The 20,846-nt window shown below is 56.4% G+C and carries 19 protein-coding genes; 9 read left to right on the top strand and 10 right to left on the bottom strand.

The window, feature by feature from the left end:
- Positions 1 to 32: 32 nt before the first annotated feature.
- Positions 33 to 359: a branched-chain amino acid transporter permease gene (locus tag L6758_RS04260; protein WP_237204622.1), complete on the bottom strand. Its 327-nt coding sequence runs from the start codon at positions 357 to 359 to the stop codon at positions 33 to 35.
- Positions 352 to 1,179 (bottom strand): AzlC family ABC transporter permease, encoded by an 828-nt coding sequence (locus L6758_RS04255; protein WP_237204621.1) that lies wholly within the window; start codon positions 1,177 to 1,179, stop codon positions 352 to 354. The genes L6758_RS04260 and L6758_RS04255 overlap by 8 nt, the downstream gene beginning before the upstream one ends.
- Before the next feature lie 140 nt (positions 1,180 to 1,319).
- On the opposite strand from L6758_RS04255, the gene L6758_RS04250 reads away from it, so the two are divergent.
- The 3 genes from L6758_RS04250 (at position 1,320) to L6758_RS04240 (ending at position 4,233) form a co-directional block, all read left to right on the top strand.
- Positions 1,320 to 1,775 carry an OsmC family protein gene (locus tag L6758_RS04250; protein ID WP_237199220.1) on the top strand — a complete coding sequence of 152 codons (456 nt, stop codon included), beginning with the start codon at positions 1,320 to 1,322 and terminating at the stop codon, positions 1,773 to 1,775.
- 114 nt (positions 1,776 to 1,889) lie between these two features.
- Positions 1,890 to 3,368: an amino acid permease gene (locus L6758_RS04245; protein WP_237204620.1), complete on the top strand. Its 1,479-nt coding sequence runs from the start codon at positions 1,890 to 1,892 to the stop codon at positions 3,366 to 3,368.
- A gap of 244 nt (positions 3,369 to 3,612) precedes the next feature.
- Positions 3,613 to 4,233, top strand: coding sequence for a thymidine kinase (locus L6758_RS04240; protein ID WP_237186064.1), 621 nt, complete (start codon positions 3,613 to 3,615; stop codon positions 4,231 to 4,233).
- 12 nt (positions 4,234 to 4,245) lie between these two features.
- Here the strand turns inward: L6758_RS04240 and L6758_RS04235 are convergent, their stop codons facing one another.
- The gene (locus tag L6758_RS04235) at positions 4,246 to 5,175 is read right to left on the bottom strand and encodes a hypothetical protein (RefSeq protein WP_237204619.1); all 930 of its coding nucleotides are present in this window, start codon (positions 5,173 to 5,175) and stop codon (positions 4,246 to 4,248) included.
- Between the two features lie 42 nt (positions 5,176 to 5,217).
- Positions 5,218 to 5,898, bottom strand: coding sequence for a DUF6318 family protein (locus L6758_RS04230; RefSeq protein WP_237204618.1), 681 nt, complete (start codon positions 5,896 to 5,898; stop codon positions 5,218 to 5,220).
- A gap of 354 nt (positions 5,899 to 6,252) precedes the next feature.
- Between L6758_RS04230 and L6758_RS04225 the strand changes: the two genes are divergently transcribed.
- From L6758_RS04225 to L6758_RS04215, 3 genes are all read left to right on the top strand, one after another.
- Positions 6,253 to 6,840 carry an NADPH-dependent F420 reductase gene (locus L6758_RS04225; RefSeq protein WP_237204617.1) on the top strand — a complete coding sequence of 196 codons (588 nt, stop codon included), beginning with the start codon at positions 6,253 to 6,255 and terminating at the stop codon, positions 6,838 to 6,840.
- Between the two features lie 152 nt (positions 6,841 to 6,992).
- Positions 6,993 to 7,955, top strand: a complete 963-nt coding sequence (locus L6758_RS04220; RefSeq protein WP_237204616.1) for a DNA cytosine methyltransferase — start codon at positions 6,993 to 6,995, stop codon at positions 7,953 to 7,955.
- Entirely contained in the window at positions 7,936 to 8,799 is an 864-nt protein-coding gene (locus L6758_RS04215) for an NgoMIV family type II restriction endonuclease (RefSeq protein ID WP_237204615.1), read from the top strand. The genes L6758_RS04220 and L6758_RS04215 overlap by 20 nt, the downstream gene beginning before the upstream one ends.
- A gap of 64 nt (positions 8,800 to 8,863) precedes the next feature.
- On the opposite strand, the gene L6758_RS04210 is transcribed toward L6758_RS04215, so the two are convergent.
- Positions 8,864 to 9,940 (bottom strand): hypothetical protein, encoded by a 1,077-nt coding sequence (locus L6758_RS04210; RefSeq protein WP_237204614.1) that lies wholly within the window; start codon positions 9,938 to 9,940, stop codon positions 8,864 to 8,866.
- A 225-nt stretch (positions 9,941 to 10,165) separates the two neighbouring features.
- A complete protein-coding gene (locus L6758_RS04205) occupies positions 10,166 to 12,388 on the bottom strand; it encodes an NADP-dependent isocitrate dehydrogenase (protein ID WP_237204612.1) in 2,223 nt (740 codons plus the stop codon).
- Between the two features lie 126 nt (positions 12,389 to 12,514).
- On the opposite strand from L6758_RS04205, the gene L6758_RS04200 reads away from it, so the two are divergent.
- Together L6758_RS04200 and L6758_RS04195 are read left to right on the top strand one after the other, a co-directional pair.
- The gene (locus L6758_RS04200) at positions 12,515 to 13,360 is read left to right on the top strand and encodes an NUDIX hydrolase (RefSeq protein WP_237194553.1); all 846 of its coding nucleotides are present in this window, start codon (positions 12,515 to 12,517) and stop codon (positions 13,358 to 13,360) included.
- A 68-nt stretch (positions 13,361 to 13,428) separates the two neighbouring features.
- On the top strand, positions 13,429 to 15,432 hold the full coding sequence (locus tag L6758_RS04195; protein WP_237194551.1) for an alpha/beta hydrolase family protein: 2,004 nt from the start codon (positions 13,429 to 13,431) through the stop codon (positions 15,430 to 15,432).
- A gap of 99 nt (positions 15,433 to 15,531) precedes the next feature.
- Here the strand turns inward: L6758_RS04195 and L6758_RS04190 are convergent, their stop codons facing one another.
- The 3 genes from L6758_RS04190 to L6758_RS04180 form a co-directional block, all read right to left on the bottom strand.
- Positions 15,532 to 16,116 (bottom strand): TPM domain-containing protein, encoded by a 585-nt coding sequence (locus tag L6758_RS04190; RefSeq protein ID WP_237194549.1) that lies wholly within the window; start codon positions 16,114 to 16,116, stop codon positions 15,532 to 15,534.
- A 170-nt stretch (positions 16,117 to 16,286) separates the two neighbouring features.
- Entirely contained in the window at positions 16,287 to 17,492 is a 1,206-nt protein-coding gene (locus L6758_RS04185) for an LPXTG cell wall anchor domain-containing protein (RefSeq protein WP_237218608.1), read from the bottom strand.
- Between the two features lie 250 nt (positions 17,493 to 17,742).
- Positions 17,743 to 18,210: a DUF805 domain-containing protein gene (locus L6758_RS04180; RefSeq protein WP_237194545.1), complete on the bottom strand. Its 468-nt coding sequence runs from the start codon at positions 18,208 to 18,210 to the stop codon at positions 17,743 to 17,745.
- A gap of 34 nt (positions 18,211 to 18,244) precedes the next feature.
- Here L6758_RS04180 and L6758_RS04175 point away from each other — a divergent pair, with 34 nt between their 5' ends.
- On the top strand, positions 18,245 to 18,922 hold the full coding sequence (locus L6758_RS04175) for a pyroglutamyl-peptidase I family protein (protein ID WP_237194543.1): 678 nt from the start codon (positions 18,245 to 18,247) through the stop codon (positions 18,920 to 18,922).
- A 196-nt stretch (positions 18,923 to 19,118) separates the two neighbouring features.
- Here the strand turns inward: L6758_RS04175 and pgi are convergent, their stop codons facing one another.
- Positions 19,119 to 20,798, bottom strand: coding sequence for a glucose-6-phosphate isomerase (gene pgi / locus L6758_RS04170; protein WP_237194541.1), 1,680 nt, complete (start codon positions 20,796 to 20,798; stop codon positions 19,119 to 19,121).
- Positions 20,799 to 20,846: the final 48 nt, after the last annotated feature.

Genomic DNA, 20,846 nt, shown 5'->3' with positions numbered 1-20,846 from the left:
CTTTTTGGTAGGTAGCTCTTGACGGTATCTCCTTAGAAGACCAAGTTAGCGAGCACGACGCAGGTTGCCGTGCCCGCAATCAAAGAAAGGGCTAGGTTTCGGCGCCAAAGATGCAGGACTACGGTGACCACAATACCCGCGAGGTAGGGCAGGGCCGTCTCGCGGGAAGAGTAGTCGATTTCTGCCAGCACGTAGAAGCCCAGGCAGATAATGGCTCCCATGGGCAGCCAGGCGGCAAGGTTGGCCACCAGGGCTGAACCCTTGAGCACGGACTTCACCCCAAAGGGAATCAGTCGCAGGGCAAAGGTGATGCCGGCGGCCAGTAAGATAACTGAGAGAATGTAGCCGGTGCTAGGCACGGGGAGCCTCCTTCGCAGGGGTGGTGGCACGCTGGGTGGCAAGGTGACGGATCATGAGCAGGACCACCAGGGTCAACAGAGACACCAGCAGCATAGAATGCGGGGCAAGGACGATGGCCGTCAGCGAGGCGGCTACCGCAAGGGACGCTGTGATCCGGTCCTTGACCGCCCGGTAGGCGTCGATAGAGAGCACCAGGAACATACCGGTCATCACGAAGTCAACGCCCTCTAAATGGGAGAGGAAAGTGGCTCCTAGAATCACGCCCAGGGTGGAGCCGCCCCACCAGGAGAGCCAGAGCACCACAGAAACCGTCATGATGCGGGAGCTACGAAAATTCTGCGACCCCGGCGCGGTATTCAGGGCGTAGGCCTCGTCGCAGAGCATATACACAGCCAGGGCCTTGGCCAGATTTCCTTTAACGTTCTGCAGGGGGTAGGAGATACCGTAGACCAGGTGGCGGGCATTCATCAGAAGGGTGGTTGAGGCGACCAGGGCAAGCGGGGCAGAAGAGGCAATCAGACCTACCAGCAAGAACTCCACCGAACCGGCAAAGACAATAGCAGAAAGGGCAGGGGCCACCCACCAGGGCAGCCCCACCGAGGCAACCAGCACACCCAGACCCATGCCCATAACAACAAAACCCAGGCAGAGCACGCCCGCTACACGCAGGCCCTCCCTAAAGCCGCTTTCGCCGGGCAGCTGGTGGACATGCTCACCCGTAACGGGAGCGGACGCCGCCGCCCCGCTGGCAGGGCTGGGCAGAGGGCTAGGAGAGGGGACGGCGTCAAGCTGGCCTGTATCAGGGCTGGTGTGGTGCATAGCAATAAGTTTAGATAAAACTAGACTTACTCCCACCTTCTGTTCACCATGTAAGTCCTTACCCACCAAGAAATAAAACCTGTGCTGGCGCCGTTACCCGAGTACCGGCGTCCGCCCCCACCCCACAGTAAGGAAGAACCATGACCGATAAGACCACCCGCACCGAAGACCCCAACTACCGCGCCGTGACCGTAGAGCGGGTCGCCTCCCGCCACTACCGCGCCATCAACGCTAAGGGCGACACCCTCGACTTTGGCCAGGGCGAAGGCCTGCTCACGCCCGTCGAACTGCTCCTAGCCGCTATCGCTGGCTGCTCCGCCATCGACGTTGATGTAGTCACCGGCCGCAAATCAGAACCCGAAACCTTCACCGTGCACTCCTCTGGCCTGCGCAAGGTCGACGAAAACAAGGCCGTCAGCCTCGACGACATCGAAGTCAGCTTCAACGTGCGCTTCCCCGCCACCGAAGAAGGCGAAAAAGCCCGCTCCATGGTCGACCGACTGATCAAACTCTCCGCCGAAAAAGACTGCACCGTCTCCCGCACCGTCGAACACGGCGCGTCCGTCACCTTCATCAACGAAGATAAGCAGAGCTAAATCACGCCGCACACCCGGGGGAGCAGGGCGCTCGCGGTGGTAATCTAAAGTTTGTCTTATGCCCCCTAAGCAAAACTGTTGGGGGCTCATTACCACCGAAAGTAGCAGCACACTATGTCTACTGAAGCGCAGTCTGCACCCACCGGGCAGACCAAAGAAGAGCTCAAGCGCGGCCTCGCCAGCCGCCACCTCTCCATGATCGCCATCGGCGGCGCCATCGGCACCGGCCTCTTTGTTGCCTCCGGCTCCACCATCGCTGAAGCTGGCCCCGGCGGCGCCCTGCTGGCCTACGCCCTGATCGGCATCATGGTGCTGCTCCTCATGCAGTCCCTGGGCGAAATGGCAGCAAACCTGCCCGTTGCAGGCTCTTTCCAGACCTTTGCCTCCCGCTACGTCTCAGACTCCTTCGGCTTCGCCATGGGCTGGAACTACTGGTTCAACTGGGCCATTACTGTAGCTGCTGAGCTGGTGGCTGCCGGCGTCATTATGTCCTACTGGCTTCCGGATGTTCCCGGCTGGGTCTGGGCAGGCGTCTTCCTGGCCATCATCCTGGGTATCAACGTGCTTTCGGCCCGCTCCTACGGCGAATCAGAGTTCTGGCTGGCTACCATCAAGGTGGTCACCGTTATTGTCTTCCTGATTGCCGGTGTCGCCATGATTTTCGGTATTCTGGGCAATCACGGCAACGGTTTTTCTAACTGGACCGACGGCGAAGCACCCTTCAAGGGCGGCTTCCTCTCTATCCTGGCTATCTTCATGGTTGCTGGTTTCTCCTTCCAGGGCACCGAGATGATTGGTGTTGCCGCCGGTGAGTCTGAGAACCCCCGCCGCGATGTGCCCCGCGCCCTCAAGAGCGTGTTCTGGCGCATCATGCTCTTCTACATCGGTGCTATCGCTATTATCGGTACCCTGATTCCTTACACCAGCCCCAACCTGCTGCGTGCGGACGCCACCGATATCGCCTACTCACCCTTCACCATGGTTTTTGAGAACCTGGGTATTGCATTTGCCGCTTCGGTGATGAACGCCGTCATTCTGACCGCGATTCTCTCTGCCGGTAACTCGGGCCTCTACGTTTCATCCCGTATGCTCTACGCCCTGGCTCTGGAGGGGCGTGCTCCCAAGATTTTTGCCCGCGTGAACTCCCGCGGTATTCCCATGCCCGCCCTACTCATGACCGCCGCTATCGGCCTCTTCGGCTTCGTCTCTGCCGTGGTGGGCGAGGGTTCTGCCTACACCTGGCTGATTAACATCTCTGGCCTATCGGGCTTCATCACCTGGGTGGGTGTGGCTATCTGCCACTACCGCTTCCGCCGCGCCTACGTGGCTCAGGGTAACGATGTTAATGATTTGCCTTACAAGGCCCCTCTCTTCCCGATTGGCCCCATCGTTGCGCTGCTGATGTGCCTGCTGGTGATTGCCGGCCAGAACTACAACGCTATCTTCGCTGGGCACTGGTTCGAGGTTGTCTCGGCCTACATTGGTCTGCCCATCATTATTGGCGTGTGGCTAGTGCACAAGCTGGTGACCGGTTCAAAGACTATCCCGCTCAAGGACGTGGACGTCTCAGGCCTCGAGGTCTCAGGCAAGTAAGTTACTTGTGAGGAACAGGGAGGGTACCGGGGTTTCCGGGGCACTCCCTTTTTGTATACCTAGGTGCATTGACTCCGGTTTGTACCAGCCCCTGCCCACTTTTAGGCTGATTTCTGAACACTGCGTGGTACAAAGTCGTTTGGTCGGGACGCGGACGCCTGTGAGCGGGGGAGTGCACCGGGCTAGAATGGTGTGGTTTGGTTTTGTTCTCTTGTACGTGTTCTGGGTTGAAAGGTGTGGCCGCGTGGCTAAGCTCTATTTCCGTTTTGGTGCCATGAATTCGGGTAAGTCCACCGCATTGTTGCAGGCTGCCCATAACTATGAGGAGCGGGGCCAGCGCGTGCTGCTGGCTAAGCCGCAGGTTGATACCAAGGGCGATACTGAGATTGTGTCTCGTCTGGGCGTGACTCGCCAGGCTGATTTTTTGGTGGGGGCGGACGATTCGGTGCGTGAGCTCTTCCACGCTGCTGCTGAGCCTAATGCCGATGATGACCGTATGCACTGGCATCTGCCGGTCTCGTGTCTGCTGGTGGATGAGGCCCAGTTTCTGACTGCTGAGCAGGTGGATGATCTGATGCGGATTGCGGTGGTAGAGAACGTGCCGGTGATGTGTTACGGCATTCGTACGGATTTTAGGACGCGGGCCTTCCCCGGCTCTGCCCGCCTGCTGGAGATCGCCCATACGCTTGAAGAGCTGAAGACTATTTGCCGGTGCGGACGGAAGGCGCTCTTTAACGGCCGTACTGTTGATGGAAAGTTTGTTTTTGCCGGTGACCAGGTGGCCATTGACGGTGTGCATGTGGGCTACGAGTCCCTCTGCCCCACCTGCTACCTGGAAGAATCGGGCGGCAAGCTCTACCAGTAGCCTGTACCGGTTTTAGCTTTCGCAGCCCCAGGCGTTGGGGTTTGTCGTGCAGTCATCGGCGACTAGCCCAACCTGGGTACGCCATACTCTCACGAGCTGAGGTTCGCTGGTGCGGCTAACCGTGCCGTCGATGACCTGCCAGGGACCGCCCTCTACTGAGTATTCACCCCGGTAGGTGGTGGTGAGGGTGAACTGGTAGTCGCCGGGCTCTGCGTATTGGTGGGAGGTGCTGGTGGGCTGGTCCCAGATGTCTTCGCCGAGGGCCTGGCCGGGGTAGCTGGTGGGGCCGAGCACGCTGCCGTCACCGTAGGTGAAGGTGTAGGTGACTGGTGTTGCGCGTAGGGTGACGTTTTGGCCGTTGATGGTGCGCGTGAATTCTTGGGGGTTGGGGTCTGCCCAGAAGTTGGTGTTGTAGTTTTTGAGGGTGTGGGGTGCTTTTTCTTGGTGGGGTGTTGCAGGGGCGATGGGGAAGGTGTCGAAGTCGTGGGTTGTGAGGGTGACGCGGATGGTGCGTAGTACGGTTTGGCCGTTTTCTTCTGCGATTTCGAGGCCTGCGGCGGCTAGTTCTGCTGGGGTGAGGGGCACACAGCCGAGGGTGCCTTGTGGTGTGTTGTAGGGGGTGTCTGAGCCGTCGGACCAATCGGGCGGTACGAGGGAAAGGACGCCGAGGTCCCCGTTGGTTGCAAGGCAGTAGGTACCGGACCGCACCGAGCCGTTTATTTGGAGCCGGGCGCGATTGGAATCATTGGGAGCTTCGAAGTAAATGAGTTTGAGACCAGCCGCAGGAGTATCCAAAGGTTCACTGTTGATGGGCGTGGTTGGAACTACCCTATCCTCAGCAGTCACGAGGCCATTCTCGTATCCATCAATCATTACGGCAAATTCATCGTCTGAAATAGTGCCGTTATCATCGGCGTGGGCGCTAGGGCTAAGGGAAAACAAACAAGCTACTAACGCTAACGAGATAGGTGTTCTGGTCTTCATTTAGCTAACTACCTTTGCGCTGACTATTTTCCATGAACCGTTAGAAAATTTTGTTTTGAGTTCTACCCCTTCATAAATAGCTTGAGAATTATCGTAGGCCCGGGCTTCTCCGTTGACCCAGAGTACAGAATTTTCTACCTCGAAATTAGCACCAATAGAATATTCTCCGTTGCCTTGCGAGACTAGTAGATTCTTATCGTAGTGAACAACTTGGCTACCACCGATAACCCACCCATCTGCTTGGTAGATAGCATGTAGAGAATCGTAGAACTTCTGCTCTTGCTCAAAGGATTCATCTACCAGTTTTCTCACATCTGTCACATCGCCAGTTTGATTGGCATAATTCCGCATATCGTTCCAGTACGTAATGAATTTTTCCATTGCTTCTGGTGTTTCTACGTTCATTCCGTCGGGTGCTACTGGTTTGGGTACGTTTTGGGCGGGACCGTGTTCGTCGGCGGCGCGGTATTCGCCGTCGGGGGCTTTGGATTCGCCGGAGTAGTTGGTTTCAGCTGTGCTAGCGGTTGCATCAGCTGCGCCTGAGGTGCTGGATGCGCTTGCAGAAGTCGTGGCGCTGGCGTCCGCTTCGGGAATGCTGCCTGTGGCCTGTGCGCCGCAGCCGGTGAGGGCCAGCAGTGCGATAGTGGCGAGCGTGAGGGTGCGGGTGGGTGTGTGCTTCATGGGGTTCTCCTGGCTACGTCTTTGTGACTAGGTCTTATGTGTTTTTATAGTTCGGGGTGTGCGTCTTGGCAAGGGGTTTAGTCCTCTTGACTGGTTTTTAACGGCACATTACGCACATGGTGAAGCGTTTTCCACAGATTTCGGGCCTGATGTGGGCAAATAGGCCCACACAACAACCACTAGGCAGCAGGTATTTTCGCTGGTCCATCTGTCGCCGGATCCGCTAACTGCTTGCGAGACTGTAATAACTAGCTAACTGCTTGCAGGCGTCTTATATCCAGTGAGTACGGGTGTAAGGCGCCTGCTTCTGAAACACCGTGGAATAAACTTGCGTTGTCAACGATTATGAGGGGTATGAAGGTTTCGATTCTTGGTGCCGGTAAGCTCGGTACGGCGCTTGCTCGTTTATCTGTTGCTGCTGGTCATGAGACGTTGGTGTATGCGCGGCCTAAGCCTATGTTGGATATTATTTTGGGGTCGCTGGTGCCTGATGCGCAGCTGGTGGATTTTGAGGGCGCGCTTGATGCTGATGTTGTGATTGTGGCTTTGCCGCGCACGGCCTTGCCCGGCTTTGATTTTTTGGCGGCTCGTGGTGTGGTGGTTGACGCTACGAACCCTTGGGACGCCGCCGGTACAGCGGGCGCTGTCTTTGAGTTACCGGGGGTGCGGGTTCCTGTTATTCGTACGTTGAACCATATTGCGTATGATGCTTTGACGTCTGATAGCCGGGCGTTGAATCCGCATGCGCTGCCGCGGGCTGTTGCGGTGATTGATGCGGGCCAGGGGAGCGAAGCTTTAGATACGGCTGTCCAGCTAGTGGATTCGCTGGGGTTTGACGCTGTGCTGATGCCTGAATCTGCAGCGCACCTGTTCGAGCCAGACGGGGACGCCTTCGGCGCCTTCCTGACGAAAGAGCAGATAACCGAGCTTGGTGAGCTCTAAAGCTCACAAGAAATAATGGATGTGGGCTTGTTGCATCCGTAGACTAAGAAGGTCTGTTGAGAGGGTTCCCAGCTCTCATAAGCGCCTGTATAGTGGTTTATATATTCGAATATGTATTCGATTGCTGAGATGAGTAGATGGGGGAATCACGCATGCTGACTTCAGTGGAGATTTGTGCTGGTGCTGGTGGGCAGGCTCTTGGCCTTGAGATGGCGGGTTTTGAGCACCTTGCTGCTGTGGAGATAGATTCGGACGCCTGCAACACGCTCCGGGCTAATCGCCCTAATTGGAACGTAATTGAATCTGACCTCAATGAGTGGGACCCTACCCCTTACAAAGGTGTGGACCTCTTCGCGGGTGGCGTTCCATGCCCTCCTTTCAGCGTCGCAGGTAAACAGCTTGGTGCAGATGATGAACGTGATTTGTTCCCTCGAGCACTTGAGATTATTGAGGTTCTTGAGCCCAAGGCTGTCATGCTTGAGAACGTGAAAGGCCTGCTATCAAAGCGTTTTGCTGATTACCGCAATGAGATTATCAAGGCTATGGGGAAGCTTGGCTATGTGGTGGATTGGCAGCTTATTAACTCCTCTGACTACGGGGTGCCACAGCTGCGACCGCGCAGCATTTTAGTTGCTACTCATAAGGACTTGGATGGTTGTTTTGTGTGGCCAGAGCGGCGTCCAGACGAAGCGTCAACGGTAGGGGATACTCTGCATGACCTGATGGCTTCTAATGGCTGGGAGGGCGCGGACGCTTGGGCCGAGGGAGCTCAGAAGATCGCGCCTACATTGGTGGGGGGCTCGAAGAAGCATGGTGGCCCAGATCTGGGGCCTACTCGGGCTAAGGCTGCCTGGGCTGAGATGGGTGTAAACGGTAAATCGATTGCTGAGGTCGCTCCTGAGCCTGGTTATGCTGAGATGCCTAGACTGACGGTTCGTATGGCTGCTCGTATTCAGGGGTTCCCTGACGATTGGCAGATTACCGGGCGTAAAACTGCTGCCTATCGGCAGGTGGGTAATGCTTTCCCGCCCCCGGTTTCTTGCGCCATCGGTACTGAGATTGCTAATTTGCTAAACCAGAATGTGGAGGTGAAGGATGGTCGCGTCGCTGCGTAGGCTCCGCCAGGAATATCACCAGGAGCTGATTGACCTAGGTGTTCTTGCTGTTACTGAATCTGGGGTGGCTTCTAATGCCGATAGCTCTCAGAAGACTAGTAAGGCTATTGCTCTTTCGATTGCTGAACAACTGGGTGTGAAGCCTGGTGGCGAGAAATTGGCCGGTCAGACAGCGGGGCATGTTTTTGAAGCTGCTACGACTCGATTCTTGAGCCGAACCTTAGCGGAGTTTAGCCATATTGTTGCACCAGGTACTGAGATTGAGCATGTGGTGAAGCGTGGACATGGCTTTTATTTGGCTGAGTTCGTACCGTATTTACATTTGAAGCAGCTTGCTGGGGCTGTAGAGTCTGACCCTACTCTGTCTACGGTTTTGGGAAATTCTTACGATATCAGTCCTGACGTGATTATGACGAAGGCACCTCAGCCTGATGCCTATTTCAATGATGGTGCTCTACGGGTCGATGATTCTGTCGCTACGCTGACACCACGCCGCCTTGTAAATAACGAGGCTAAGTTTGTTGAAGCCATTATCAGCTGTAAGTGGACTTTGCGGAGTGACCGTGCCCAGAACGCACGCTCTGAGGCCTTGAATATAATCCGTAACCGTAAGGGACGCACACCGCATATTGTGGTAGTGACGGGGGAACCTACGCCTTCACGCTTAGCTTCTTTAGCTTTGGGCACAGGCGATATAGATATGGTGTATCATTTTGCGCTACCAGAGCTGCAGAAAGCAGTAGCCGCCTCGAACAACGACGAGGCGGCTAGTATGCTTGAAATCTTGATTCAAGGAAATAGGTTAAGCGATATTTCAGATTTGAGTCTAGATTTTGTTGGTTAACTGCTTTTAGAAATATTTGGGAGAGGTTCAAATATGAGGGTGATGAAGAATGGTGTCAAATTTTCTAATTTGTTATAATTCCAAGTGCCTTTTCAAGTTTATCCCTTTCCTTTATGAGTTTATCTTCCATATCATCTGGAATTTTTCTAAACTGGCGTTGGGTTGCTTCAAACGGACTCAGCTCGGCGTATTCGTGGAGTCCCATTTCTCGATATTTCTCATCCATATTTAATTCAAGGTTCATTATCGTTGAAGTTATAGAATCTGTAAATTCAATTACAATGTCCACGCTCACCTCTTCTCTAAGCAGTTCTGGATCTTTGTTTTCTGTTAGGAGGACCGTGTAGGGGTGATCTTTATATTGGGATACTTTGATTTGTCCGGTGGTGGACATCTCAGTTAGGCCTGTAAGGAACACGTCCCAAGCGCCATTCCAGCAACTGTCCGCAAACTTATCTATATTCGAACTAGATTTTCCGCTGTACTTAAATATTTTCTTTGCTTTCCCGGATATTTTTTGATTACTACACAGAAAGATTGTGCTTCCGAGATTTATGAAGTAAGATACGCGGAAATACTGGTTCATCCAATCAATGTAGGTTTTAAATTTTTCTTCAGGGGCCAGATCTTGACGTTCATTCAGCTCGGCAATCTTTAAAAAGTATAGATACCCAGATACAATGAATGGAAATGGGGTTTTCATAAACGAGGTGCTTGGTGCATCTCCTTTCACCGGGCGGTTGTGGTTTTTCTTGTATTTTTTACTGTATCTGCTTAGCGGGCGGTGGTCCTTAAAATACCTTGAGATCTGGTCCTTATCCCAGGAAATAATTTCCTCAATTGCAAATCTATTTCGCAAGTACTGATCTAATTTAAAGTCACCTTTTCGATTTGTGGCACTTTCGTAAAGTGCATAGCCGTAGTTAACTTCTATAAAGTTTGCCCTATCTTGGGGGCGCGTTGCAGGTATTTGCTGGAGTGCTAAACTTAATTTTTCTCGAGTTGTTTCGTTGGTGGAGCCATTGTAAAATAACTGACAAAGTTTAATCAGGATGTTGGTGTCCAAAATAACCAAATCGGGTTTTATGTTGACTCGTGAAAATGGATGAATAAATTTAATGTTATCAATATCTTTTAGCATGGTAATCTCTTCCGGCTTAATGATTTCTTCAAGTGATGTTGATTGATTAGAGTATGTGATTTTTGATATTTATATAAATTTTATATGGATTATATAAGGTGATTTCCTGAAGTGAAATTCTAGCCACTAAATTCTCATTTTGGACTTGTGAAGTTAGCTCTTAGAGTTAGTAATTAGCAAAGGGTTAGAGCCTCGTCGAGGCTCTAACCCTTATCTTTCAAAGAATTACTTCTTTAACCCATCCACCACTTCATTCAGCGTGGTGCTCGGGCGCATGACCGCTGATGCCTTGGCGTCCTCGGGCTTGTAGTAGCCGCCAAGGTCAGCGGGGGAGCCCTGGGCCTCCAGTAGCTCAGCCACAATCTTCTCCTCGTTGGCAGCCAGGGCCTCAGCCACCGGAGCGAACTTAGCCGCCAGGTCGGCGTCCTCACCCTGAGCAGCCAGCTCCTCAGCCCAGAACTTAGCCAGGTAGAAGTGCGAGCCACGGTTATCAATCTCGCCCACACGGCGGGAAGGTGACTTGTTCTCGTTCAAGAAAGTACCGGTCGCCTTATCCAGGGTGTCAGCCAGAACTTGGGCAGAAGCATTACCGGTGGTCTTGGCCAGGTGCTCAAACGAGGCAGCCAGGGCCAGGAACTCACCCAGGGAATCCCAGCGCAGGTGGTTCTCTTCCAGAACCTGCTGAACGTGCTTGGGTGCAGAACCGCCAGCGCCGGTCTCAAAGAGGCCACCACCGTTAATGAGCGGAACAATCGACAGCATCTTGGCTGAGGTGCCCAGTTCCAGGATGGGGAAGAGGTCGGTCAGGTAGTCACGCAGCACGTTGCCGGTCACCGAAATGGTGTCCTCACCCTTGCGGATACGGTCAATCGAGAACTGGGTTGCCTCGGCGGGAGCCAGAATACGAATATCAAGGCCCTCAGTATCGTGTTCGGGCAGGTACTTCTCGACCTTGGCAATCAGGTTTGCGTCGTGGGCCCGGTTCTTGTCCAGCCAGAAGACAGCGGGGGTCTGGGAATCGCGGGCGCGGGTGACGGCCAGCTTGATCCAGTCCTGAACGGGGATGTCCTTGGTCTGGCAAGCACGCCAGATATCACCGGCAGAAACTTCGTGTTCAATGAGAACGTCACCGGCAGAGTTCACCACCTGAACCTTACCGTCCGCTTCTAGCTGGAAGGTCTTGTCGTGGGAGCCATATTCCTCAGCCTTCTGAGCCATCAGACCCACGTTGGGCACAGTGCCCATGGTGGTGGGGTCGTAGGCGCCGTTGGCGCGGCAGTCCTCGATGACGGTCTGGTAGACGCCAGCGTAGGAAGAATCGGGTAGCACAGCCAGGGTGTCAGCCTGCTGGCCTGACTCGCCCCACATCTGACCAGAGGTGCGAATCATAGCGGGCATGGAGGCGTCCACAATGACGTCTGAGGGGACGTGCAGGTTGGTGATGCCCTTGTCGGAGTTGACGTAGGCCAGCTCGGGGCCTTCCTGCAGACCCTTGTGGATGAGCTCGCGGACGTCCTCACGGATATCCTCGGGCAGGGTATCAATGCCGGAGATGATAGCGGCCAGGCCGTTGTTGCCGTTCAGGCCGGCGGCATCCAGCTGCTCACCGTAGGTCTCAAAAAGCTCGGAGAAGTAAGCACGCACGACGCGGCCGAAGAGGATGGGGTCTGACACCTTCATCATGGTGGCCTTCAGATGGACCGAGAAGAGCACGCCCTCAGCCTTGGCGCGGGCAACCTGCTCGGCCAGGAACTTATCGAGCTCAGCCACGTTCATGTAGGTGCCGTCGACGATTTCACCAGCCAGTACGGGCACGGATTCCTTGAGGACGGTCACGGTGCCGTCGGTACCAATGTGCTGGATCTTCAGGGTGTCGTCAGCCTCAATGATCACTGACTTCTCGTTGGAGAAGAAGTCGTCGTGGCCCATGGTGGCGACGTTGGTCTTTGAGTCTGCTGACCAGGCGCCCATGGAGTGGGGGTTCTTGCGGGCGTAGTTCTTAACGGAGAGGGGGGCGCGGCGGTCTGAGTTGCCCTCGCGCAGAACCGGGTTCACGGCTGAGCCCTTGACACGGTCGTAGCGGGCGCGGACGTCCTTATCCTGCTCGGTTACAACCTCATCGGGGTAGTCGGGGATAGCGAAGCCCTTGGCCTGCAGCTCAGCGATAGCGGCCTTGAGCTGGGGCACGGACGCCGAAATGTTGGGCAGCTTGATGATGTTAGCTTCGGGGGTCTTAGCCAGCTCGCCCAGCTCGGTCAGGGCGTCCGCTACCTGCTGCTCTGCAGGGAGAATATCGCTGAACTGAGCCAGAATACGGCCCGAAAGTGAAATATCGCGGGTTTCTACCTCAACACCGGCGGTTGAAGCGTAAGCCTCAAGAATGGGCAGGAAGGAGTAGGTCGCCAGCAGCGGAGCCTCATCGGTGTGGGTGTAGATAATCTTTGCCATGAAGGGCGTCTCCCTTGTCGCTTGTGGGCAGTTTCATTTCCAAGAATACAACGATGTGCCAGCGCTCACTAAATAAGAAGTGCCTGTGTGACAAGATAAATCGGCTACTGAGATAGGGTTACTGATATGAGTACCGATACTTCAGCCCCGATTGTTGTTTCTGCACTTGTCATTCGTAATTCCTTGGGCGAGGTGCTCACCGTTCGCAAACGCGGCACCACAGGGTTCATGCTTCCCGGCGGTAAACCTGAGCCGGGTGAAACCGCCGAAGAAACCGCTCGCCGTGAAGCTGCCGAGGAACTGGGCCTTGTTCTTGACCGCTATTCCTTGATGAATGTGGGTACCTACCAGGCGGCGGCCCTCAACGAAGCGGGGCGAACCGTCCGCGCCCATGTTTACCTCTTGGTAACTGCCGGGGGTGTTGCTGATCTGGAGCAGGCCGCGCCCAGCGCTGAAATCGAGGAAATCCGGTGGGTTCACCCCGACCCTGCACGCGATGACCACAGCAACCAGGCCCCACTGAATACTCAGCATATTTTCCCGCTTCTCACCAGCGATGATTTTGAGGACGCCCCGGTTAGCGTGGCCCAGTATCGACACTTAGAGGCAAAAGTTGCTGAACTCCAAAACCTGGTAGATACCCTGTACATGCAGGTGGAATTTCAGAGCCGCTTTAGCTATCAGGCGACCTGCGCTCGTGCCGCGATCAAGGGCCGCAACCTCTTTGCACTTAACACCGCTTTGGGTATTTGTCGTGACCGTATCCACGGTGCACCGCACATCATCTTTGGGGCGGCAGCCGCGGAAGAAGCCCCTATTTTAACGGCGGCAGTAGAGCAACCTCTGAACACAAGGGAAGACCTTCTGGCCATTATTCGGGTTCTTGCCCCGCACCACGCAGAGCAGGTTCTAGATGCCTACCTTGGTGCAGGTATGGACGACGGAACTTTTGCTCGTTTGCCTGTCAGCTAGGAGCAATGTTAAGAAGGGGAGGGTAATACGCTATCACCTCAACAGGTGCTGGTGATACCGTAGAACCTATGACTGACACCACACCTCAAGAAAAAGATCAGCAGAAAAACGCTGCCTACCTCAAGCAGCTCATCGAACACCCCCGCATGGTCGGGCTCGCGTCAGGGCGCACCGGCGCGCCCGTGCTCACCGTCAACACCCTCAACAAGGACGGCGCAAAGTGGCGCCCCCGCCTCTGGGCCCTTCCCACCGGGCAGGAGGACAAGCCCTACCCGCTGACGGCACCCGAGTCGGGCGCCTCCGTCCTGACCATCACCGACGAGGGGCACATCTACCTGACCCTGGGCAAGGACGTGGACGAAGCCGACTCCAAGAGCCTCAAAGGCGTCTACCGCCTACCTGAGCACGGCGAACCCGAACTCATCTTCACCCACCCCGGCGGCGTGGACGCCCTCGCAGTACGCCAGCGCGGTGAAACCACCCGCTACATCTACAGCGCCAAAGCCCACCGGGGCAGCCTCGAAGAGCAGGCCAAGACTCTCGACGAACGCGAGAAAACCGCCACCTCCGGCGTGCTCTACACCGAATTCCCCACCCGCTTCTGGGACCACGACCTGGGCACCGGCGTCCGCGCCCTTTTCGTTAAGGACGGGGACGGCGAACCCCGCCGCATCGCCCTACCCGGCGACCGCGCAGAACTCGCCGGCTTCGAAGTCTGCCCCACCGGCGACCGCGCCGCTATCACCCTGCATACCAAGGCCCGCGGCATCCACCAGCGCTACAGCACCTGGCTGCTTGACCTCAACGGCGAGAAAGAACCCCAGCTGCTGGCCGAAGCAACCGAAACCCACGACTACTCAGCAGGTGCCTTCACCCCGGACGGCAGCGGCCTGGCTATCACCGAGGTACGCCGTTGGCTGCCCGGCCAGTCCATCAAGGTCAATGCCAGCCACTACAGCTTCGAGACCGGCCAGCTGACCGAGCTCTCCCGCGACGTCGACCGCTGGGCTGGCGACATCGTGTGGATTGATAGCACCCGATACGCCTTCGTCACCGACCACCTGGGAGCTACCGCCATCTTCACTGGCAGCATCGGCGGCTCCACCCGCACCCTGGTTGAGGACGGTGCCAGCCACTTCTCGGCCCTGGCCTACAACGAAGGATCCCTGATTGCCCTGCGCGATGCCCACCAGCACTCGGCCTACCCCGTGCGGATCGATATCGAAAGCGGCGATATCACCCGTCTGGCTTCGCCGGTCGAAGAGCTGCGTGCCCCGGGCCGCTTCGAGCGCCTGAGCTCCACCGCGGCCGACGGCACCGAGTTCACCTCCTTCCTCGCCCTGCCCGAAAAGGATGCGGACGGCCCCCTGCCCCTGCTCGTCTTTGCGCACGGTGGCCCCTGGGGGTCCTGGAACTCCTGGACCTACCGCTGGAACCCCTGGGCCTTCACCGAAGCCGGCTACGCCGTGCTCATGCCCGATCCCGCGATTTCCACCGGCTACGGCCAGCACATGCTCGACCGCGGCGGCGACGACCTGGGCGGCACCCCCTACACCGACATTATGCAGGTGGTCGAAGAGACTGCCGCCCGCGACGATATCCAGGGCGATAACGTGGCCTTCTCAGGCGGCTCCTACGGCGGGTTTATGACCAACTGGGTGGCAGGACGCGCGGGCACCCGCTTTAAGTGCTACGTCACCCACGCCTCAATTTGGGACTACAACACCATGTACTACCTCTCAGATAACGGTGCCTGGCACGAATGGAAGGTCGAGTTCGGGGGAGAGAGCGACAGCATTTCGCCCCGTCACCGCGCTGCCGATATCGCGGCTCCTATGCTGGTGATTCACGGCGATAAGGACTACCGCGTGCCCATCGGCCAGGCCCACCACCTCTGGGCTGACCTACAGCGCCACTCCCCGGAGCTAGGCCACAAGTACCTCTACTTCCCCGATGAAGGGCACTGGATCCTGAAACCCGGCAACTCCCGCCTCTGGTACCAGGTCTTCACAGCCTGGTTAGATCAGCATCTCTCAGGGAAAGCCTTTGAGGCGCCAGCTATTCTTGGCTAGCTGAGAGTACTTAAAGAACGAGTAAGGCCCTAGCCGCAGGGTACGGCTAGGGCCTTACTTTTATTTACTGTTTGTTTTTTTAAAGCGTGGGGGACATTTCTAGCTAGTGGCCGTGGGGCTTGCACTAGCGCTACCCTGCGATGAGTCAGCCGTGGTGTTATTGTGCGAAAGCTGGTAGACACCATCAAGGGCGTTGGTCATCGCACCGTTGTAATCTTCTGCTGTAACGTAGGGGAGAATCGCCTTATCGACGATATAGGATGCTTCCTCATTGGTGAGGTTTTGGCTAGCTACAGAGCCCCGAGCTATATATGCTGACTTGCTGCCAAGGTTGATGCCGATAATGACGCCTTGTTCTTGAAAATTCGACTCTTGTTCCGTGAGCTTTTGATTTACCTCAGCTGCAAAGTTTGTTTTACTGCTGTCATCGATAATAAAGATTTGGGTGAGCGGCGAGTTATGCTCCTGCTCTAAGTCAGAGATACGCTGGGTGAGCTCTTGTTCTTCTTGGTCCGTAAGAATATCAGCTGTATCTGTAATAACAGGGACTGATTGTGCAGCTGCTGATGATGGCTCTGACGCTGGCTCTGCAGTAGTAGAAGAACCACAGCTACTGAGGAGTAAGGTACCTGTGATGGCTAGTCCGGTAAAGGCATAGGCAGCGAAGCCTTTTAGTTTTTTCATGGGACCTTCTGGAAATAAAGTGAAATGGAGCGGGGAAGGCAGCATACGAAACTGCGCCCAAAGCGAGAACGGCGGGTACGTAGCTTATATCGCTACGTACCCGCCGTCCGACTCACTGGGAGTCAGTTATCGCGTACTCCTTCTATTGGTAAATAGTAGGAATTGAGCGATTATGCCTTTGCTCGACGAGTTGCGAATACTGCGCCTGCACCCAACGCAACAACAGCTAGACCGCTAAGAGCCAATACAGCTGCGCTGGAAGCGCCGGTGTTGGCAAGCTGCTGCTGTGACTGAGTTGCCTTAGCTGCTTCAGCCTTGGTGGTTTCTGCAGGAGCGGGAGCTGCTTCAGCCTTGGTGGTTTCTGCAGGAGCGGGAGCTGCTTCAGCCTGGGTCTCTACGGGGGTAGCCTCGACCTTAGGCTCAGCTACAACAGTTGAGGGATCGATGGTCGGCTTGGGCTCAGCAGTTACGCCGGGGCCGTTGATGCCGATCTCGCCTTCAGGCAGTTCGTGGGTGGTGCCGGGGCCGTTGATGCCGATGTGGCCTTCAGGCAGTTCGTGGGTGGTGCCGGGACCGTTGATGCCGATCTCGCCTTCAGGCAGTTCGTGGGTGGTGCCGGGGCCGTTGATGCCGATGTGGCCTTCAGGGAGCTCGTGGGTGGTGCCGGGGCCGTTGATGCCGATGTGGCCTTCAGGGAGCTCGTGGGTGGTGCCGGGGCCCTTGTCAGTGACAACGGGGTTGAGGTTTTCGTTGACCCAGCCTGAACCGTTGTCGATGGTGCCGTCTTCGTTAACCCATGCGGAGCCGCCTTCTTCAGATTCGAAGTCAACCCAGGTGGAGCCGTCAACGGGCAGGAAGGGGAGCTCGTGGGTGGTGCCGGGACCGTTGATGCCGATGTGGCCTTCAGGCAGTTCGTGGGTGGTGCCGGGGCCGTTGATGCCGATGTGGCCTTCAGGCAGTTCGTGGGTGGTGCCGGGGCCGTTGATGCCGATGTGGCCTTCAGGGAGCTCGTGGGTGGTGCCGGGGCCCTTGTCAGTGACAACGGGGTTGAGGTTTTCGTTGACCCAGCCTGAACCGTTGTCGATGGTGCCGTCTTCGTTAACCCATGCGGAGCCGCCTTCTTCAGATTCGAAGTCAACCCACTCAGAAGTGGCTGAAGCTTCGCCGGTGTTAACGGTATCGGTAGTGAAAGCTGAGCCATCAACGTTGCCGTTTTCGGCTACCCAGGCTGACCCCTCGTTAGTGACGGTGGGAAGATCTACCCACTCCGAGGTTTCAGCAGCGAAAGCGGGGGAACCTACAAATGAAGCCATACCGAGTGAAAGCACAGCAGCAGCACCGGTGGTCTTCTTGGAAGGCTTATGGAATGAAGTCATCGTAACCTCTCTTAGGTGTGTGGCGCCCAATAGGTGGGCGGGGATTACGCTGGAGCACCGTGAAGCGCTCCTGGAGAACTATTGCGTAGTGGCTGGTAGTCCCCTGTAACAGTTTTATGGTAATCCAAAACACGTGAAGAATATCCACTAGTTAGCGGACAAAATATTCCGACTAGGAACTATGACTAAAAGTTTCGAAAAATTCCATATTTGAAGCAGAATAATGTTGGATTTTAGTGAAAGTGTTGACTTACAAGGCAGTTTGCTCTATATCTGGATGCTTTTTTGGAGACAAGTTCATCGATATTGCCTGTTTACGTCGCTTGATGAGAGATATTGTGGGGCCGACATTAATCACAACCCATAAAGGATTTGTTATTACAAGCAGCATAAAAACGGTGCGCAATAGTGAAGAGGCACTTTCTGGCAGGGTGAGATAGTTGAGCCAAATAGTGGTACCAAAATATAGCACGGTACCTACTACTAGGTAGAGCAGTGCCCACCAGAATTCGCTGGCAGATGCTTGCCCTTTAGTATTCCAGTAGTGTCGATAAAAAAGGCGTACAGCGCCTGCAAAGCCTACTTTCTGAGCAACGGCTGGGGCACGGCGTTCGTCCGGGTGTTCTTCATCGTCGAAGCTGTCTAGGTTAAGAGCCTCGGGAGTATCTTCCAGGGGCTCTTTGTGGTGGATATAGCGAGTAGGCTTGTGCTCAGACATACCTCTAACAATACCTAAACTGCAGGAGTCGACGATGACCACCCTTCTGCTCACCTATTTTGGCCCCTTTGAAGGGGTTCCTATTAACCCCAGTCAGGCAGTGGCACTTGGGGCGCAATACGTCCTGGAAGCCTCGGCACCGGAACTCACTGTTGAGGTGCATGAGCTGCCGGTGGAGTTCGCCGAATCAAGCCGGGTGCTGGGCGAGCTCTTAGAGCGCATCAAGCCTGAGCTAGCCATAAGTCTTGGCGTTGCGGCTGGCCGCGATAAGGTCAGCCTGGAACGAGTTGCCATCAATCTCGACTCTGCTCGTATTCCAGATAATTCCGGTGCCCAGCTCATCGACCAGCCCATCCGCGGCGATGGCCCCGATGCCTACTTCTCCACCCTGCCTACCCGAGCAATTTTTGAGCAGTTAGCTGCCCAGCAACTGCCCGTAGAGCTGTCGTACACCGCCGGAACATTTGTATGCAACCACGTTTTTTACGAGCTCATGCACGCAACCAAAGGGGCAATACCGGCAGGTTTCATCCACATTCCCCTCACACATGTAGAAGCTGGTGGAGGAGCGGACGCCGCGCCCGAGCGTCCGCCTGTCACGGCAAATGTGGACGCTGGGGGAGTCGAAAGAAGAAGCTTGCCTACCCTGCCTGAGTCCCAGGTCATCGGAATTATCGAGCTGGCCGTACTTGCCACGCTCGCCCAGCTTTAACGCAAGACCCCGGTAACTGACCAAGTTACCGGGCTCTTGCATGGTGGGCTTTGCGTACCTGATCAAAGGCAGCATATCTAAAGCTAACGTAGGGCGCCCCTGCAGCCGACTGGCTGGGGCTGGCATGAATTGGGCGAGCCCTCCAGGGCGAGACCAAGAAGGTTAGTCGGCCAAGGGGCGTCCTGCGGTAGCTAAATTACTTGCGCTGATCCAAGTAGAAACCAATCAGGCCCTGGGTTGAGGAATCCTGCTGAGCCAGAACCTCGCGGTCGCCACCCACGGCGGGGGCCAGCTGTAGGGCCAGCTGCTTGCCGAGCTCAACGCCCCACTGGTCGAAGGAGTCAATACCCCAGACAATGCCCTGGACGAAGGTGATGTGTTCGTAGAGGGCGATGAGCTGGCCCAGGACGGCGGGGGTCAGCTGGGAGGCCATGATGGAGGTGGTGGGGCGGTTGCCTGAGAAGACGCGGGCCGGAACGATTTCTTCGGCGGTGCCCTCGGCGCGGACCTCGTCGGCGGTCTTGCCGAAGGCCAGGGCCTTGGTTTGGGCGAAGAAGTTGGCTAGGAAGAGCTCGTGGACGTCCTGCTCGCCGTCGCGGGTTGCGTGAACCGGGTTGGCGAAGGCGATGAAGTCGGCGGGAATTAGGCGGGTGCCCTGGTGGATTAGCTGGTAGAAGGCGTGCTGGCCGTTGGTGCCGGGCTCGCCCCAGAAGACTTCACCGGTGGTGGTGGTGACGGGCTTGCCGTCGGCGCGTACGGACTTGCCGTTGGATTCCATGGTCAGCTGCTGCAGGTAGGCGGGGAAGCGGTGCAGGTACTGGTCGTAGGGGAGGACGGCGTGGGTCTCGGCGCCAAGGAAGTTGACGTTCCAGATGTTCAGCAGACCCATGAGGGCGGGTACGTTGTGGGCCAGGGGCGCGGTGCGGAAGTGCTCGTCCATGGCGTGGAAGCCTGCCAGGAACTGCTCAAAGACGTCGGGGCCGAGCACAATGGCCAGGGGGGTGCCGATGGCAGAATCGACGGAGTAGCGTCCGCCTACCCAGTTCCAGAAGCCAAAAGCGTTCTCGGGGTTGATGCCGAAAGCCTCGACCTTATCCAGGGCGGTGGAGACAGCGACGAAGTGGGCGGCGACGGCGTCCTTCTCATCCTTGCCCTCTAGGGCACCGGCCTCGCGTAGGGAGGTGAGCAGCCACTCGCGGCAGACGCGGGCGTTGGTGAGGGTTTCGAGGGTGCCGAAGGTCTTGGAGGCGACGATGAAAAGGGTGGTCTCGGGATCTAGGTCCTTGACGGTCTCGGCGGCGTCGGTGGGGTCGATGTTGGAGATGAAGCGGGCGGTTAGGCCGGGCTGGGCGTAGGGCTTCAGTGCCTCATAGACCATGACGGGGCCCAGGTCTGAGCCGCCGATGCCGATGTTGACAACGGTTTCGATGCGCTTGCCAGTAATGCCTACCCACTCGCCGGAGCGGACGCGGTCGGCAAAGTCGTAAACCTTAGCGAGGACCTCGTGGACGTCGGCGTCGACGTCCTGACCATCAACCACGAGAGCGGGGGTGGCCCCCTTGGGGCGGCGCAGGGCGGTGTGCAGGACGGCGCGGTCTTCGGTGACGTTGATGCGCTCACCGGCGAACATAGCGTCACGGCGTTCTTCGAGGTTGACCTCTTCGGCCAGCTGGGTTAGCAGGGCCAGGGTCTCTTCGGTGATGAGGTTCTTGGAGAGATCAACGTAGAGGTCGGCGGCGGTGAAGCTCAGCTTTTCTGCGCGGGCGGGGTCGGCTTCGAACCAGGCGCGTAAATCAGCGGTGGTCTTCTGCTGGTGCTCGGTCAGGGCTGCCCAGGCTTTAGTCTGGACGGGATCGGTGATGGCGGGGAGAGACATACGTGCTCTGCCTTCCTGTCGATTTGGGTGTTCTTACCTCTATTTTAT

This window comes from Rothia nasimurium (assembly GCF_928382285.1).
Lineage (GTDB): Bacteria > Actinomycetota > Actinomycetes > Actinomycetales > Micrococcaceae > Rothia > Rothia nasimurium_E.
Note: the sequence above shows the minus strand (reverse complement) of the source record. Positions and strands in the feature narration are given on the sequence as shown.